This window comes from Streptomyces sp. NPDC006294 (assembly GCF_042870895.1).
Lineage (GTDB): Bacteria > Actinomycetota > Actinomycetes > Streptomycetales > Streptomycetaceae > Streptomyces.
On sequence record NZ_JBIAHV010000018.1, the window covers coordinates 51,310 to 66,190 of the forward strand.

At 71.4% G+C, this 14,881-nt stretch carries 9 protein-coding genes; 2 read left to right on the forward strand and 7 right to left on the reverse strand.

Going from position 1 to position 14,881, the window contains the following annotated elements; all coding sequences use genetic code 11:
* Positions 1-3 precede the first annotated feature (3 nt).
* On the reverse strand, positions 4-1,368 hold the full coding sequence (locus tag ACFYOP_RS27775; RefSeq protein ID WP_356897752.1) for a lysine N(6)-hydroxylase/L-ornithine N(5)-oxygenase family protein: 1,365 nt from the start codon (positions 1,366-1,368) through the stop codon (positions 4-6).
* A 259-nt stretch (positions 1,369-1,627) separates the two neighbouring features.
* On the opposite strand from ACFYOP_RS27775, the gene ACFYOP_RS27780 reads away from it, so the two are divergent.
* Positions 1,628-2,575, forward strand: coding sequence for a methionyl-tRNA formyltransferase (locus ACFYOP_RS27780; protein ID WP_356897751.1), 948 nt, complete (start codon positions 1,628-1,630; stop codon positions 2,573-2,575).
* A 448-nt stretch (positions 2,576-3,023) separates the two neighbouring features.
* Here ACFYOP_RS27780 and ACFYOP_RS27785 read toward each other — a convergent pair whose 3' ends face one another.
* The 4 genes from ACFYOP_RS27785 to ACFYOP_RS27800 form a co-directional block, all read right to left on the reverse strand.
* A complete protein-coding gene (locus ACFYOP_RS27785; RefSeq protein WP_356897750.1) occupies positions 3,024-3,587 on the reverse strand; it encodes a hypothetical protein in 564 nt (187 codons plus the stop codon).
* A 3-nt stretch (positions 3,588-3,590) separates the two neighbouring features.
* Positions 3,591-5,837, reverse strand: coding sequence for a DUF6571 family protein (locus ACFYOP_RS27790; protein WP_356897749.1), 2,247 nt, complete (start codon positions 5,835-5,837; stop codon positions 3,591-3,593).
* A 15-nt stretch (positions 5,838-5,852) separates the two neighbouring features.
* On the reverse strand, positions 5,853-6,311 hold the full coding sequence (locus ACFYOP_RS27795; protein WP_356897748.1) for a hypothetical protein: 459 nt from the start codon (positions 6,309-6,311) through the stop codon (positions 5,853-5,855).
* A gap of 205 nt (positions 6,312-6,516) precedes the next feature.
* The gene (locus ACFYOP_RS27800; RefSeq protein WP_356897747.1) at positions 6,517-6,909 is read right to left on the reverse strand and encodes a hypothetical protein; all 393 of its coding nucleotides are present in this window, start codon (positions 6,907-6,909) and stop codon (positions 6,517-6,519) included.
* Positions 6,910-7,047: 138 nt separating this feature from the next.
* Between ACFYOP_RS27800 and ACFYOP_RS27805 the strand changes: the two genes are divergently transcribed.
* On the forward strand, positions 7,048-8,163 hold the full coding sequence (locus ACFYOP_RS27805) for a winged helix DNA-binding domain-containing protein (RefSeq protein ID WP_388453185.1): 1,116 nt from the start codon (positions 7,048-7,050) through the stop codon (positions 8,161-8,163).
* 126 nt (positions 8,164-8,289) lie between these two features.
* Here ACFYOP_RS27805 and ACFYOP_RS27810 read toward each other — a convergent pair whose 3' ends face one another.
* Positions 8,290-11,373 (reverse strand): condensation domain-containing protein, encoded by a 3,084-nt coding sequence (locus ACFYOP_RS27810; protein WP_356897745.1) that lies wholly within the window; start codon positions 11,371-11,373, stop codon positions 8,290-8,292.
* 41 nt (positions 11,374-11,414) lie between these two features.
* The gene (locus ACFYOP_RS27815) at positions 11,415-14,831 is read right to left on the reverse strand and encodes an amino acid adenylation domain-containing protein (protein ID WP_356897744.1); all 3,417 of its coding nucleotides are present in this window, start codon (positions 14,829-14,831) and stop codon (positions 11,415-11,417) included.
* Between the last annotated feature and the right edge of the window lie 50 nt (positions 14,832-14,881).

Below are 14,881 nucleotides of genomic sequence, written 5' to 3' on the forward strand. Positions count from 1 at the left end.
GTTCTAGCGGACGGTGCCGACTTCGTCGGCGACCTGGCGGACCGCCGCGAGGTCGGGCTTCAGCTCGCGGCCGGCGGTCGAGTCGAGCACCGAGTCGAGGATCTCGCCGACCCGGATCGCCGTGTTCGACAGCAACGAGGACGTGATCCCGTGGGTGTGCTCGGTGCCGCCCTGGAGGTAGATGCCGCAGCGCAGTTCGGGGTCGGTCGCGAGGCGGTAGTCGCGCTCGACGCGGACGCGGCCCTGCTCGTCGCGGTGGCAGCGGTCGGCGACCGGGCCGAGCAGTCCGAGGGCGTCGGCGCTGGCGTAACCGGTGGCGCACACGACGACGTCGGCGTCCAGCCGGCTCTCCTCCCCGGTGACCAGGGAGGTGATGGTGGCGCTGACCGTGTCGCCGCTCTCCTCGACCTCGGTGAGGCGGGAGACGTTCAGGAAGCGGAGGCGCTCGGTGCCCAGGACCTTCTCCTGGTATGCCTGCCGGTACAGGTCGTCGATCAGGTCGATGTCCACCACGGAGTAGTTGGTGTTGCCGTGGTACTCCATCAGCTTGCGCTTGGTGTCGTCGGGCGCCGTGTAGTACTCGTCGACCGCCTGGGGGTCGAAGATGCGGTTGGCGAAGCCGCTGTCGTCGGCGGGGCTGTAGCCGTAGCGCGAGAAGACGGCGCAGACCTCGGCCTCGGGGAAGCGGCGGTGCAGATAGGCGACGTTCTCCGCGGCGCTCTGGCCGGCGCCGACGACGATGAAGCGGGAGGGGTCGGTGCCCTCCAGGCCGTCCACCTTGGCGAGCAGGTCGGAGTTGTGCCAGACCCGGTCGGTCCGCTCGACGCCCTCCGGCATGAGGGGGCGCAGCCCTGTGCCGATGACCAGGTTGCGGGCCCGGTGGACGACGGTCCCGTCGCCGGAGCGGGCCGTGACGTCGAGGTACTCCACCACGCCGTCGCGCACGACGGGCTCGACGGAGACGACCTCGTGGCCGTAGGAGACCATGTCGTCGACCTTCGCCGCGGCCCACTCGAAGTAGTCGTGGAACTCGACGCGCAGCGGGAAGAGGTTCTTGTGGTTGACGAAGTCGATCAGCCGGCCCCTGCTCTGCAGATAGCAGAGGAAGCTGTACTCGCTGCTCGGGTTCCGCAGCGTCACCAGGTCCTTGAGGAAGGAGACCTGCATGGTCGCGTCGTCGATGAGCATGCCACGGTGCCAGCCGAACCGGGGCTGCCGCTCGAAGAAGTGAGCGGTGACCGCCTCCTGCCTTCCGACGCCTGCGTTGTGCTCGCTGAGCGCGATCGCCATGGCCACGTTGGACGGCCCGAAGCCGATGCCTATGAGGTCGTGGATCAGTGGTGCGTCGTCAGGAAGAGCCTGTGACATGTCACTCCCATCGTGCGGGACAGCCGCCTGCCAGGCGTGCTGTCAGGCGTGGGGGAACGGCGGAGCCCGGGCACACCGGTGAGCCGGAGCCGAGCGAACTTAGGTAAAGCTAACCTGATCTGGCCACGCTGTCGACGGGACGAAACGGACACCAGGGCGGTTCGCGCCCCAACTGGGCGGCGAATTGCGGCCCGTTGCATCCTTAGGTAAGCCTTGCTTTACTTGTCGCCGGTCATTCGCTTTCTGAGGAGGAAACCCCATGCGGGTCGTCATGTTCGGTTATCAGACCTGGGGCCATCGCACCCTGCAGGCGCTCCTGGACTCCGAACACGACGTGGTGGCGGTGGTGACCCACCCGAAGAGCGAGCACGCCTACGAGAAGATCTGGAGCGACTCCGTCGCCGATCTGGCCGAGGAGCACGGCGTCCCCGTCATCATCCGCAACCGGCCCGACGACGAGGAGCTGTTCCAGCGGCTCAAGGAGGCCGACCCGGACATCATCGTGGCCAACAACTGGCGCACCTGGATCCCGCCGCGCATCTACACCCTGCCCCGGCACGGCACGCTGAACGTCCACGACTCGCTGCTGCCCAAGTACGCCGGGTTCTCGCCGCTGATCTGGGCGCTCATCAACGGCGAGCCCGAAGTCGGCGTCACCGCCCACATGATGGACGAGGAGCTCGACGCCGGCGACATCGTCATGCAGCGCGCGGTCACCGTCGAGCCCACGGACACGGCCACCGACCTCTTCCACAAGACCGTCGAGCTGATCGCCCCGGTCACCATCGGCGCCCTCGACCTGATCGCCTCCGGCAAGGCCGAGTTCACCAAGCAGGACCGCTCTCGGGCCACCTTCTTCCACAAGCGGGCCGAGGAGGACATCCGCGTCGACTGGAACTGGCCGGCCGAGGACCTGGAGCGCCTGGTCCGCGCCCAGTCCGCCCCGTACCCGAGCGCCTTCACCTTCCACAGGGGCAGGCGGCTCGAGATCGTCTCCGCCGTCGTCTCCGAGGGCCGCTACGGCGGCACGCCGGGCCGCATCTTCTACCGCGAGGGTGAGGGCGTGGCGATCGTCGCCGGCGCCGACGCCCGCACCGGCCGCAACCACGGCCTGGCCATCACCCGCGTCCGCACCGACGACGGCCGGGAACTGCCCGCGACGGAGTACTTCACCTCGATGGGCGGCTACCTGACGAACCGGCCCTGACGACCGGTCCCTGAGGACCGGCCCCAAGAACGCCGGTCATCAGGCCGGTCCCGGAGTGGGCCGGGACCGGCCTGATGACCGGTGGACAAGGGGATTGCTCCGGTACGACAGCCGGTGCTCTGCGCGCCGCCGGTTCCGGGGGTCCCCGATGACCGAGTCGGCGACCACAAGCTGCGCCACGCAGGGAACGGAGTCACAGACGTCGCACACGACGTCGTCGGCGCGTCGCGCGGCTCGGCGCAGACGACACGAACGCCGGTATGACGGGCACTGCGAAGGACATGGTTTCCGGGAAGCCCGGCGTCACCGGTGAGGCGGCGGGTCGACGGCGTTCCGACTGACGCGCACACCAAGGTGCTCGGCGGGTCGGGACGGTCGACGACACGTTGCCCTTGGCCTGCCGCGGGCGCCGCCCGCCGCGGCACGGAACGGCAGCGGGCGGCGGAGGTCAGGCGGCGCAGCCGTACTTCTTGGCGAGCTTGGTGGCGGCTTCCCGCACCACGGCCCCGTTGTTGCGGATCGCGGTGTTCCGGTCGACGGGGTCCATTTTCGAGGGCTTGAGGAGCGTCACTCTGATGTACGGGGCGGTCGAGCCCATGCGGGCGGCGCAGCCGGCGGGCAGCGTGGCCTCGGCCTGTTTGGGGCGCACCCAGCCCTTGAATCCGGGGCCGAGGGGGACGGAGTCCTTCCTGGGGCCGGAGTCGTACCGCTCGTCCGAAATGACCAGTTTGAAGATCTCGCGGGGGTAGTCGTTGTCGGGGTTGGCGCGCATCACACTGCACCCCAGGAACACCGCTTGGTCGCCCTTGCCCGGGCTTTCCCACTCCTCCGTGCTGACCTCGCCCCCCTTGCCCTCGTCGATCAGTTCCGCCGTCTGCCGGCTGAGCGCGCCATGACACAGGGTCTGTGGCAGTGGCGGTTTCTCCTCGCCGTCAGGCCAGAGGCTCGCCGTGACGACGGCCACCCCGGCGGCGCCGAGCGCGACGGTCAGCGGCAGCCACTTCTTGTCCATCGGCTACTGTCCCATCGCCTTGTCGGCGTCGCCCATGCCGTTCCCGTACCACTGCTCGGTGATCGCCTGGAGGTGGTCCTCGTACTCGCCGGGGCTGGCGTCCAGCTCCTCTTCCGTGAGCCCGCGATAGGTCGCCATCCCGCGCAACATGCCGTACATCTCCTTCTGACCGTAGTCGTAGTGCTTGATCATGTTTTCGCGGGTCGCGGCGTCGACCTTGGCGTTGTCGGTGTTCACGTGCGCGTTCAGGCCCCAGTCCACCGAGCGCTGGACCCCGTCGCCGATGATCGGGATGGGGGTCAGCAGTCCGCCGACGACGTGGTAGTTGACCATCCTCTTCCAGTTGTTGGCGTCCTTCTCCGCCTGCCCCAGGTCGTAGATGACGTCGCCGCGCACGCCGTCGAGGTGCCCGAGCACTGAGGCGGACTGCTTGACCCAGGCCCGCAGTTCCTCGTCCTCCTTGCGGAAGGACTCCGCCGGGAACCGCGAGAGCCCCTCACTGCCGACCACGGTCTGTGAGGCGTGGATGGCCTTGTAGGCGTTGGGGTCCTCCGCCGTGCCGCGGATGAGCCGGGTGAGGTCGCCCCGGTCGATCTCGAGCTGATTGAAGTCGGTCGGCCCGTCCATCTTCTTGCCGAGGATCTGGTGCACGTCGGAGCCGTAGTCGGCGATCATGTCGGCCATGGGCAGGCGCATGGAGACCGGGACGGCGCTCTGGTCCGTCCTGAGCGCCGTCGCGTACTCGCCCATCACCCGTTCGAAGATCGCGGTCTCGGCGCCGTCGTGGTGAGCGGGCACCGGGTGCATGGGGGAACCGGGCACGCGGCCGGTGGCCCCGGCCTCCAGCGCGAGGCCGAACTCGGCGCGGGCCGAGGTGTACTGGGTCTCGACCGGCATCTTGCTCTCGACGTCGCCGCCCGGCCAGAGCCGGTCCTCCATGAAGTACTTCAGGTTGTCGGTGGTGTTCGGGTCGAAGTAGTGGGTGGAGGCGGAAGGATTGCGGCTCATGGCGTTCAGCAGGCCCTTCATCGGGTCCTCCTGCGTGCCCTGCCAGTGCTTCATGTGGCCGTCGTAGGCGTCGTCGTTGTCCGTCTCCCACTCACGGATGGTGTTGCCGACCTCGGTGAGGAACGCCTCACTGTAGACCGGGTCGCCCTCGTCCTTCTTCCAAGGCGAGGACTTCTCCTTGGGGTCCTTGTTCGGGTCGTACACCTCGTCGCTGTCGAAGTCCGCGGCCATCAGCTTCGTCAGCGCGCTCAGGCCCGCGGCGCCGCCCCCGAGCTGTCCGGGGTGTCGGGCCGGCAGGCCGTTGCCGTCGCGGGCCGTGGTGATGAGCTTGTCGGTCCAGGCGGAGGTGACACCTCCCGGGGAGCCGATCGGGGAGTCGGGTCCGGTGGCGGTGGCGAGGGAGCCGGACAGGGCCTTGTACAGGCGGGCATCGGTGCTGGAGACCTGGCCGTCGCGACCGCCGGACTCCAGGCCCCCGGCGAGCAGGAGCACGGCCTCCTGCTGCTCACGGCCCCGGTAGCTGAGGTTTGTCATGAGCTCCGCGGCGAAGGCCGGTGAGTCCTTGCCACCCTCGGCCAGCGTCAGCAGACGCTCGCGCTCCTCGTCGTCGAGGTGCTCCCAGCGGGCATAGAGCTTGGCGGCTTCACGGCCGTTCTCGGCCTGCTGCTTCTCCTCCGCGCGCATCCGCTTGGCATCGGCGATGCCGCCGAGGTCCGTGCTGCCGAAGTCGTTGGGGTGGTTCTTGATCAGGGCACGGAGTCCCCAGGCGCACAGCTCGTCCGCTTCGGCGGCTCGCTTGAGTATGCCTTCCAGCTTGTCACGCAGGGCGTCGAACTGTGCCTCTGTGGCAATGTCCTCGGTGCTGTCCTTGGACCGGCGGTCGGGGTGGACGCTGTGACTGAGCACCCCGTTGGAGTAAATGGTGATGCCCGGTGGCGGGTTCTCGTACGTGGTCTTCAGGTCATCCTGCGCGGACTTCAGCAGGGTGTACGCGTCCTGGATGAGATCGCGTACAGATTCGGCCTCGGTGACGGCGTCGCTGAATTCCTTGGCCGTCTTGGTGACGAACCCCTTCGTCACGGAGGCGTTCTCACCGCGCCAGGTGGACTTGCCGGCCTTGGACGTCATGGCCGACGCGTCCGTCTTGAGCTGCGTCAGCTTGTCGATCATCTCGGTCCACTGTGTTGCAGCGGTGTTCAGCGGGCCGAGCTTGGCGTTCAGAAGCTGCTCGAACGTGGGCATGTCGGGCTCGGCTCCTTATCGGAAGTACGTGTCGATCTGAGACGCGGGCACGGCGCCGTCGACGCCCGGTGCGACGGGGCCGAGGATGCGCAGCTGCGCCGCGAGCCAGTCGTCTTCCGCCTTGTTGGACTTCTTCGTGTAGTTGAGGTGGTTGGAGATATGGGCACACGCCTGGAGGAGAGTCTTGACCTGTGTCTCCCAGGTCTTGTTCACCTCACTCAGGGCCGCACCTGAGTCGAAGCCGTCACCCTTCAGACTCGTGCCCGCGGTCTCGCTGACCGCGTTCGCGTGCTTGCCGGCCGATTCAAGGCCGTTGAACAGGCCGTAGGCGGCATGGCCGACGTCGCCGAGTTCGTCGTCCTCCACCACATAGTCGGCGGAGCCCGGCCCCGGCTTGGATCCGGCCGCACTGTCGGCGTTGTTCAAGCGCATGGCAACCGTCTTCACCGAAGCCCACTCGTCGTCGAACGACATGGTCGACACCCCCGCGTCGTGAGAAAAATGCCACCGGCCAAGCTATCCGTTTGATCATCTGCTCGCCACCGACGATCGATCAAATGTGCGGACTCTCACCGCCCGCGCCACCGAGCTGCATCAGGGAGCCCCCCGTCCGGAAGGTGGTCGTCGCCCACGGAGACATGCACGCTCACACCGTTCGCCCTGATGTCCGCCGTGGAAGTCACCAGGACCTCGCACTCGCCGTCCGAACAGGCGCCGGTGTTCCTGCCGTCCGCCGCCGTCGGCGGCGGCCCAAGGCGCCGGGCGCGGGCGTCTCCCCGGCGGGCTTCCAGCCCGGGGCGCACCGCGCCGCGTGCCGGTAGGCGGCCGGGAGCAGCGGGTGCTTCTTCGTCAGCGCGGGCAGGTCCGGCTGCGGCGGGGTGAGGGACTGCACGAGCCTGTCGACGCCCGGGGTACTGCCCTCGGCGTTGCCGAAGGCCGCGGACGGGGACACCTGGTCCAGCTCCGCCACGACGCCCTGCACCTTCGTCAGCCACGCGTCGCGCAGCCGGTCGGCCGTGGGAACGCCCGACGGGCCGGGCGGGTACGCCGAGTTCGAGGTACGCACCCTCATGGACGCCCCGGCCCGCCGACACCACGGCCACCTGCCCCGACGGTGGGACTCCAGCCGTTCTCCAGTGGATCGGGCCCGTTTCGCCGCACCGTTCGGGCAGGATGGCAGGCGATCTGCGACCTATACCGAGGAGCGCTCATGCAGGTGACTCAGGATCAGGTACTCGCCTGGCGGCTGCGGCAGCAGAGCCTTGCTCCGCGGCGGACGTCTTCTGTCGCGCGGCTGGTGCGGGAGCTCGCGGGAGTGCAGGCACAGGTGGCCTCGTCCGCGGAGCTCGCACTCGCCACCCGGCAGCAGAAACCGAAGGCCGACGCCGTGGAGAAGGCGCTCGACACTCGGGAGGTGGTCAAGACCTGGGTCATGCGGGGCACGCTGCATCTCGTGGCGGCCGAGCACATGGCGGCCTATCTGTCGCTGATGGCGGCGGCACGGACCTGGGAGAAGCCCGCCTGGCAGCGGACGTTCGGGGTCACGCCGACGCAGATGACGGCGCTCGGCGAGGCCGTGGACGAGATCCTCGCCGGCCGGACCCTCACCCGCCAGGAGCTCACGGAGGCCCTGGTCGCCGACGGCAGGTTCGCCTCTTTCGAGGCGCAGTTGACGTCCGGCTGGGGGACCGTGCTCAAGCCGCTGGCCTGGACGGGGAAGCTGTGCCACGGCCCGAACCAGGGCAACCGCATCACCTTCGCCTCGCCGCGCGACCGGGTGCCCGGCTGGTCCGGGACGATCGACCCGGAGGAGGCGGCCCGCACCGTGATCCCCGCGTACCTGGGGGCGCACGGGCCGGCGACGCCGGAGACCTTCGACGCCTGGCTGACGCGCAACGCGCACCGCAAGACCGCGGTGCGCGGCTGGTTCGCCTCGCTCGGCGAGGAGCTGGCGCGGGTGGAGGTGGACGGCACGGCGTGCTACCTGCGTGCCGAGGACGTGGACGCGCTGGCGGCGGCCAAGCCGTCGAAGGAGGTACGGCTGCTGGCCGGGTTCGACCAGTACGTGCTGGGGCCGGGCACGTCCGACACGCGCCTGCTGCGGGCGGAGCGGCGCAAGGCGGTGAGCCGTACGTCCGGCTGGATCACGCCGGTCGTGGTGTACCAGGGCCGGGTCGCCGGGGTGTGGGAGATCACCGACGGGGCCGTGGACGTGCAGTTGTTCTCCGAGAGCCCCGAGGTGCCGAAGGACGCGCTGGAGGCCGAGGTCGGGCATCTGGAGGCGTGCACCGGCCGGTCGTACGCGATGTCGGTACGGACGGTCTGACCGCCCGCGCCGGAGTGAACGGCGGCGGGGAGGACGCGGGATCGCCGCTTCCTCCCCGCCGCCGTTTCCGGGTCCCGCGGCGGCCCGAGCGCGGTGACGCGGGGCCGCCTGCCGTCGGCCCGGCGGTCAGCGGGCCAGGGGCCGGCCCGGCATGAACGCCGACAGCGGGGTCCTGCCGCCGTCCGCGGCCGTCGCCTGTCGCAGCACCGCGAGGACGTCCTCGATACGCGCGAGTCCCGTCTCGCGGTGCCACAGACCGGTGTTGAGTTCGAGGGCCACGCTCAGCCGGTCGGGCCGGGCCTGGCCGTGGAAGGACATCTCGTAGCGGGCGGTGCCGTGCGAGACGAGTTCGTACTCCGCCGTGATGTCCGGCAGGTCCAGCGGCATCCACATGGCCAGCTGGAGTTCGCAGGTGACCTGGAACAGGGGCTGGCGGCTGCCGGAGCGTTCCGGCCGCAGGGCGTCCACCATGTCGGCGATGGGCAGCCGCTGGTGGTCGTACGCGTCGAGGAGCCGGTCGCTGACGCGGCGCTGGAACTCGGCGAACGTCGGGTCGCCCGAGCAGTCGACGCGCAGCGGCAGCACGTTGAGGAAGCAGCCCATGAGCCGGTCGGCGCCGGGCTGGGTGCGGTTCTCGCAGGGGACGCCGATCACGATGTCGTCCTCGCCGGTGAGCCGGTGCAGCGCAGTGAGGACAGCGGTCAGGAACACCGTGAAGACCGTGGTCTGCCGGTTCCTCGCCGCTTCCGACATGCGCGCGAACAGTTCCCCGGGCGCCCAGCCCTGGAGGAACTCCCCCACCTGACCGAGGTCGTCCGTCCGCGGCCGGTCGGTGTCGAGGCGCAGTTCGCGTGCTCCGGTCAGCCGCCGCACCCAGTAGCGCCGCAGCCGTTCGCCCTCCGGCCCGGCGAGCATGGCGCGCTCGTCGGCGACGAGGTCGGCGATTTTGGTGGTGAGCGGCGGCAGCCGGTGGGCGCGGCCTTCGACGCGGGCCCGGTAGAACTCCGACAGCTCCCGCATGAACAGCGTCATCGACACCTCGTCGGTGACGAGGTGGTGGAACAGCAGGTGCAGTACGTGCTCCTGCTCGTCCAGCCGGACCAGCCGGACCCGCAGCAGCGGGCCGCGCTCCAGGTCGAGCGGGGTGTGGGCGGTCTCCTCGCGCAGCCGGGCGGCTTCCCGGGCCCGTTCCTCCCCCGACGGCTTCCCGGACAGGTCGATCAGCGGGACGGGCACGTCCAGCCGCGGCACGATGCGCTGGCGGGGTTCGGCGTCGACCTCGACGAAGGTGCTGCGCAGGGCCTCCTGCCGGGCCACCACGTCCGCGACCGCTCCCTGGAGCGCGGCGGTGTCGAGCGGGCCGTGCAGAGTGAGGAGCATCGGCACGGTGTGGGTGAGTGTTCCGGGGTTCTTCTGCTCGGACAGCCAGATCTGGAGCTGGGAGGCGGCGAGCGGGACGAGCCGTTCGGTGTCGGCGGCGGGCGGCTGCGCCGCGGCCGTCCCGGCGTCGTCCGGCGCCGGCTCCGTGTCGGCCAGGCTGTCGGTCAGCCGGGAGACGCTGCGGACGAGTTCGACGATCTCCGGGTACATGCGGTGGATCTCGGCGGTCAGCAGCGCGGGCGTGGGGTTCTCGAAGAGGGTGCGCAGGGGCAGCCGGATCGCGAAGGTCTCGCCGATCCGGCCGACGAGCTTCGCGGACAGCATGGAGTGTCCGCCCATGACGAAGAAGTCGTCGTCCGGGCCGACGTCCGGCACGTCCAGCTCCTGCGCCCAGACCTCGCGGACCAGGGAGAGCAGCACCGGGTCGCCCTCCGGCACCCGGCCGCTCTCCTCCTCGTCGCGGTGGGCGCCGGCTTCGTCGGGGAGCTCGACGGCGGTGACGGGGAGGGCGGAGAGCCGGCGGCCGGGGTCTTCGGCCCAGGATCGCAGCACGGCCGCGTACTCGGTGAAGAGGAGGCCGATCTCGTCCGCGGTGAACAGCTCGGTGTCGTACTCGACCCAGGCGCGCAGCCGGCCGGGCCCGAGCTCGATCTCGGTGATGGTGTCGAGACGGCCGCGGGTGCGGTCCACCTCGAAGGGCTCGGCGGCCGCGGCGCCGAAGCGCGGCGTGGACACGGGGGAGACACGGGGCAGGAAGAGATGCTGGAGGAGGGCGTTGCGGCTGTCGGAGCGGCCGCCGCCGGGCAGGACGGTCTCGATGATCCGGCCGAGGCTGGTCCGTCCGTGACCGGCCGCGGCGGAGACCGCGCGGCCGGTGCGGCCGATGAGCTCCTCGAAGCCGGGGTCCGCGGAGGCGTCCAGGCGGACGGGCACGGTGTTGGCGAACTGGCCGACGACCTGCTCGAGTTCGGGCAGGTCCCGGCCCGGGACCATGGTGCCGAGGAGGAAGTCGTCGCGGCCGGTGCGGCGGGCGACGAGCCCGGCGAAGGCGGCGAGCGCCGTGACGTAGCCGGAGGTGCGGTGCTTCCTGGCGAGGGCGAGCAGCCGGTCGGCGAGGTCGTCGCCGAGGTCGAACTCCACGCGGGCGCCGGTGGTGCCCTTCCGTGCGGGGCGCGGGCGGCCCGCACGCAGGTCGAGCACGTCCGGCACGTCCCGCAGGGTCTGCTGCCAGTGGGCCAGCTCCGCGCTCTCCACCGTGTCGCGGGTGTCGCGCTCCCAGACGGCGAAGTCGCCGAACTGCAGGGCGGGTTCGGGGACGGCGGAGATCCGGCCGGCGATGAACGCCTCGTAGTCGCGGACGATCTCGTCGAGGACGAGGGCGGCGGAGGCGGCGTCGCACACCACGTGGTGGCAGGCGAGGACGAACACCGATGTCCCGTCGTCGGCGTCGATGAGCATGGCCCGCAGCAGCGGCCCCTCCGCGAGGTCGACGGGCCGCTCCACGAAGTCGGTGGCCGCGGCCCGCGTGGCCTCCTCCCGGTGCTCGGGCGGGATGCCGAGCACGCTGGCGAACGTCAGTGGGGCGCTGTCGGGCGGCGGCAGCACCCGCATCACCGGAATCCCGTCCGGCGCGGGGACGACCGTGCGCAGCGCCTCGTGGCGTGCGACGGCGGCGAGCAGCGCCCGGCCCAGGGCCGCCCGGTCGACGGGGCCGGTCAGCCGCAGCCCGCCGGACTCGGTGTAGAGGGTCCGGCCCGCCTCCATGTTCTCGGCGAACCACAGCTGGGCCTGGACGGGGGTGAGCGGCAGCTGCTCGTGTGCGGGATGCATCTCGGGTCTCCCTTGGTCGGTGGTCTCTTGCGGTCCGCGACTCACTCGTCGTCGAGCGCGGCGAGCATCGCGTCGATCTCGGCCTCGCTCATCCCGGCGAGGGCGCTCTCGCTGTCCGCGGCCATGCCGGCGCCCACCTCGTAGGAGCCGACGCCGGTGTCGATCTCGGTGGCCATCTCGCGCAGGCCGGGGTGCTGGAAGAGACCGGCGATGGGCACCTCGCGGCCGAGCCGTTCGCGGATGCGGGAGACCAGCTGGACGACCATCAGGGAGTGGCCGCCGATATGGAAGAAGTCGTCGTCCAGGCCCACTTGGGGGACGCCGAGGAGTTCCTGCCAGATGGCGGCGAGCGCCTTCTCCGTGTCGGTCTCCGGCGGCACATGGACCCGGGCGCGGGCGTCGGGCCCGGCGCCGGGTTCGGGCAGGGCCCGCAGGTCGGCCTTGCCGTTGCGGGTGAGCGGGATCGCGTCCAGGGTCTCGTAGACGGTGGGGACCATCCACTCGGGCAGCCCGCGGCCCAGCGACCGGCGCAGCTCGCGGCCCGTGACCTCGGCCCCCTCCGCCGGGACGACGTAGGCGATCAGCCGCCGGCTGCCGGTGGCGTCGGCCCGGGTGACGACGACGGCGTCGACGACGGCGGGGAGCGCGAGGAGGGCCGAGCGGATCTCGCCGAGTTCGATCCGGTGCCCGCGGATCTTGACCTGGCCGTCGGCGCGTCCGAGGTAGCACAGTTCGCCGCCGGGCAGCCGCCGGGCGAGGTCGCCGCTGCGGTACATCCGGGCGCCGGGCTCGCTCGCGAACGGGTCGGGGAGCATCCGGTCGGCGGTGAGGCCGGGCCGGCCGAGGTAGCCGAGGGCGACGCCGGCTCCGCCGACGAAGAGCTCCCCCGCGACGCCGGGCGGGACGGGGTTCAGTCCCTCGTCGAGGACGTACAGGGCGAGGTCGCGCAGCGGGTCGCCGATGACCGAGTCGACGCCGGCCGCGTCGGCGGCGGTGATGCGCCGGTGGGTGACGTGGACGGTGGTCTCGGTGATGCCGTACATGTTGACGAGGTGCGGCGTGCTGTCCCCGTACGCGGCCAACCAGTCGGCGAGGGCAGTCGGGTCGAGGGCCTCGCCGCCGAACACCACGTACCGCAGGGCCAGTTCCGGCCGCCGCTCCAGGACGATCCGGCTGACCTGGGCGAAGGAGGACGGTGTCTGGTTGAGGACGGTGACGCGTTCCTCGGCGAGGAGCGCGGCGAACTCGTCGGCGGCGCGGGTCACCCAGTGCGGCACGACGACGAGCCGGCCGCCGTGCAGCAGGGCGCCCCACAGTTCCCAGACGGAGAAGTCGAACGCGTGGGAGTGGAACATCGTCCACACGTCGTCGGGGCCGAAGTCGAAGTGCTCCTCCGCCGAGGTGAACAGACGCAGCGCGTTGGCGTGGCTGACGACGACGCCCTTGGGAACGCCGGTGGAGCCGGAGGTGTAGATGATGTACGCCGGTGCGCCGGAGTCCACCGCGGGGGCGGCCACGGGGGTGTCGGGGAAGGCGGCGAGCGGGTCGCCGCTGCCGTCGGGGCCTTCGTCGAGCAGCAGGACGGGCGGGGCGGGGTCCGGGTGGTGGGCGGCCAGGTCGGACGTGGTGACGACGGCGGCGCAGCTCGCGTCGGCGAACTGGACGGCGGTGCGCTCGGGCGGGTTGTCGGCGTCGACGGGGACGTACGCGGCGCCGGTCTTGAGCACGCCCAGGAGGGCGGCCGGCAGGTCGGCGCACCGGTCGAGGTGGACGGCGACGTTGCGGCCGGGGCCCGCGCCGAGGGCGCGCAACGCGTGGGCGAACCGGTTGGAGCGGCGGTCCAGGGCCGCGTAGTCCTGGTGCTCGTCCTCGAAGGTGACGGCGGTGCGGGCGGCGTACCGGGCCGCGGTGGCGGCGAACCGCTCGTGGAGGGTGGTGTCGGCGCCGGCCGGCGCGGCGGCGGGCGTGCCGAGGAGCCGGGCGCGTTCCCGGGCGCCGAGGACGTCGAGGTCGGCGACGGCGGTGTCGGGACGCCGGACGGCGTCTTCGAGCAGGCGGTGCATCCGGTCGAAGAACGATCCGACGGTGCTGTCGTCGAGCAGCTCGTCGTTGTACGGGAGATAGCCGGTGACGGTGCCGCCCTCGGCCCACAGCTCGGCCATCAGGTCGTAGTGCGTCGCGCCGCCGCCGAGGTCGGCGAACTCCACGGTGGTGCCGGGGATGGCCGGTGGCACGGGCGGGGCGTCGCGCAGGCTGAAGGAGGTCTGGAAGACGGGCGTGGAGCCGGGGCTGCGGCGGGTGTTGAGGGCCTGCACCAGCATCTCGAACGGCAGGTCCTGGTGGGCGAAGGCCTCGTTCGACGCCCGGACGACCCGGCGCAGCAGCTCGCGGAACGAGGGCCGGTCGCCGACCCGGACGCGGATGGGCAGCCAGTTGAGGAAGTAGCCGATCATCGACTGCACTTCGGGACGGCTGCGTCCGGCGACGGGGACGCCGACCACGATGTCGTCCTGGCGTACGTGCCGGGACAGCGCGGCGAAGTAGCCGGCGAGGAACGCCTGGTGCAGGGTGGCTCCCTCGGCGCCGGCGAGGTCGCGCACGGAGCGGGTGAGGGCGGGGGCGAAGCGGACGGGGTGGAAGCGGCCGCGGGTGCGGCGCTCCGCCGTGCGGGGGCGGTCGAGGGGCAGTTCGAGCAGTTCGGGGGCGTCGGCCAGGGTGTCCTGCCAGAAGTCCAGTTCGCGCCGCAGGTTCTCGCCGGTGAGCGTCTCCCGCTGCCAGTGCGCGAAGTCCGGGTAGTGGAGGGACGGGGCGGCGGGCGCGGGGGCGCCGTCGCGCTCCGCGGCGTACAGGGCGCCGATCTCGTTGAGCAGGATGCCGAGGGACCAGTAGTCGGAGACGATGTGGTGCTGCACGATCAGCAGCAGCCACTCCTCGGCGGCGGTGCGGTAGAGGCGGACGCGCAGGAGCGGGCCGCGCTCCAGGTCGAAGGGTTCGAGGACGGCGTCGGCGGCGCGTCGTTCGGCCTGGTGGCGGGCGTCGGGACACCCGGTCAGGTCGTCGACGGTCATCGGGACGGCGACCCGGTCGAGCACGCTCTGCACAGGGCCCTGCGGGGTCTCGGTGAACACGGTCCGCAGCGACTCGTGCCGCTGCGCGGTGCGCTGCAGGGCGCGCCGCAGGGCGTCGGGGTCGAGCGGCCCGTGCAGCCGCAGCGCCGTCGGCACGTGGAAGACCTCGCGGAACGGCACCAGCCGGTCCATGAACCAGAGCCGTTCCTGCTCGTACGAGAGGGCGAGCCCGGCGGCCCCGGCGGGCCGGCGCCCGACCCCCCGCTCCGGCGGCGGGCCCTCCCCGGCGCCCTCGGCGAGCAGCCGGAGGGCGAGGTCACGTCGTCGCGGATCGAGGGCGGCGAGCCGTCGCGCGACGTCGTCGTCCAGCGTCAGGGCCAGGTCTGTCATGGCGGACTCCATCGGGTGAACCGGGTCTTCGAGGCGGGTGCGGGGGCGGC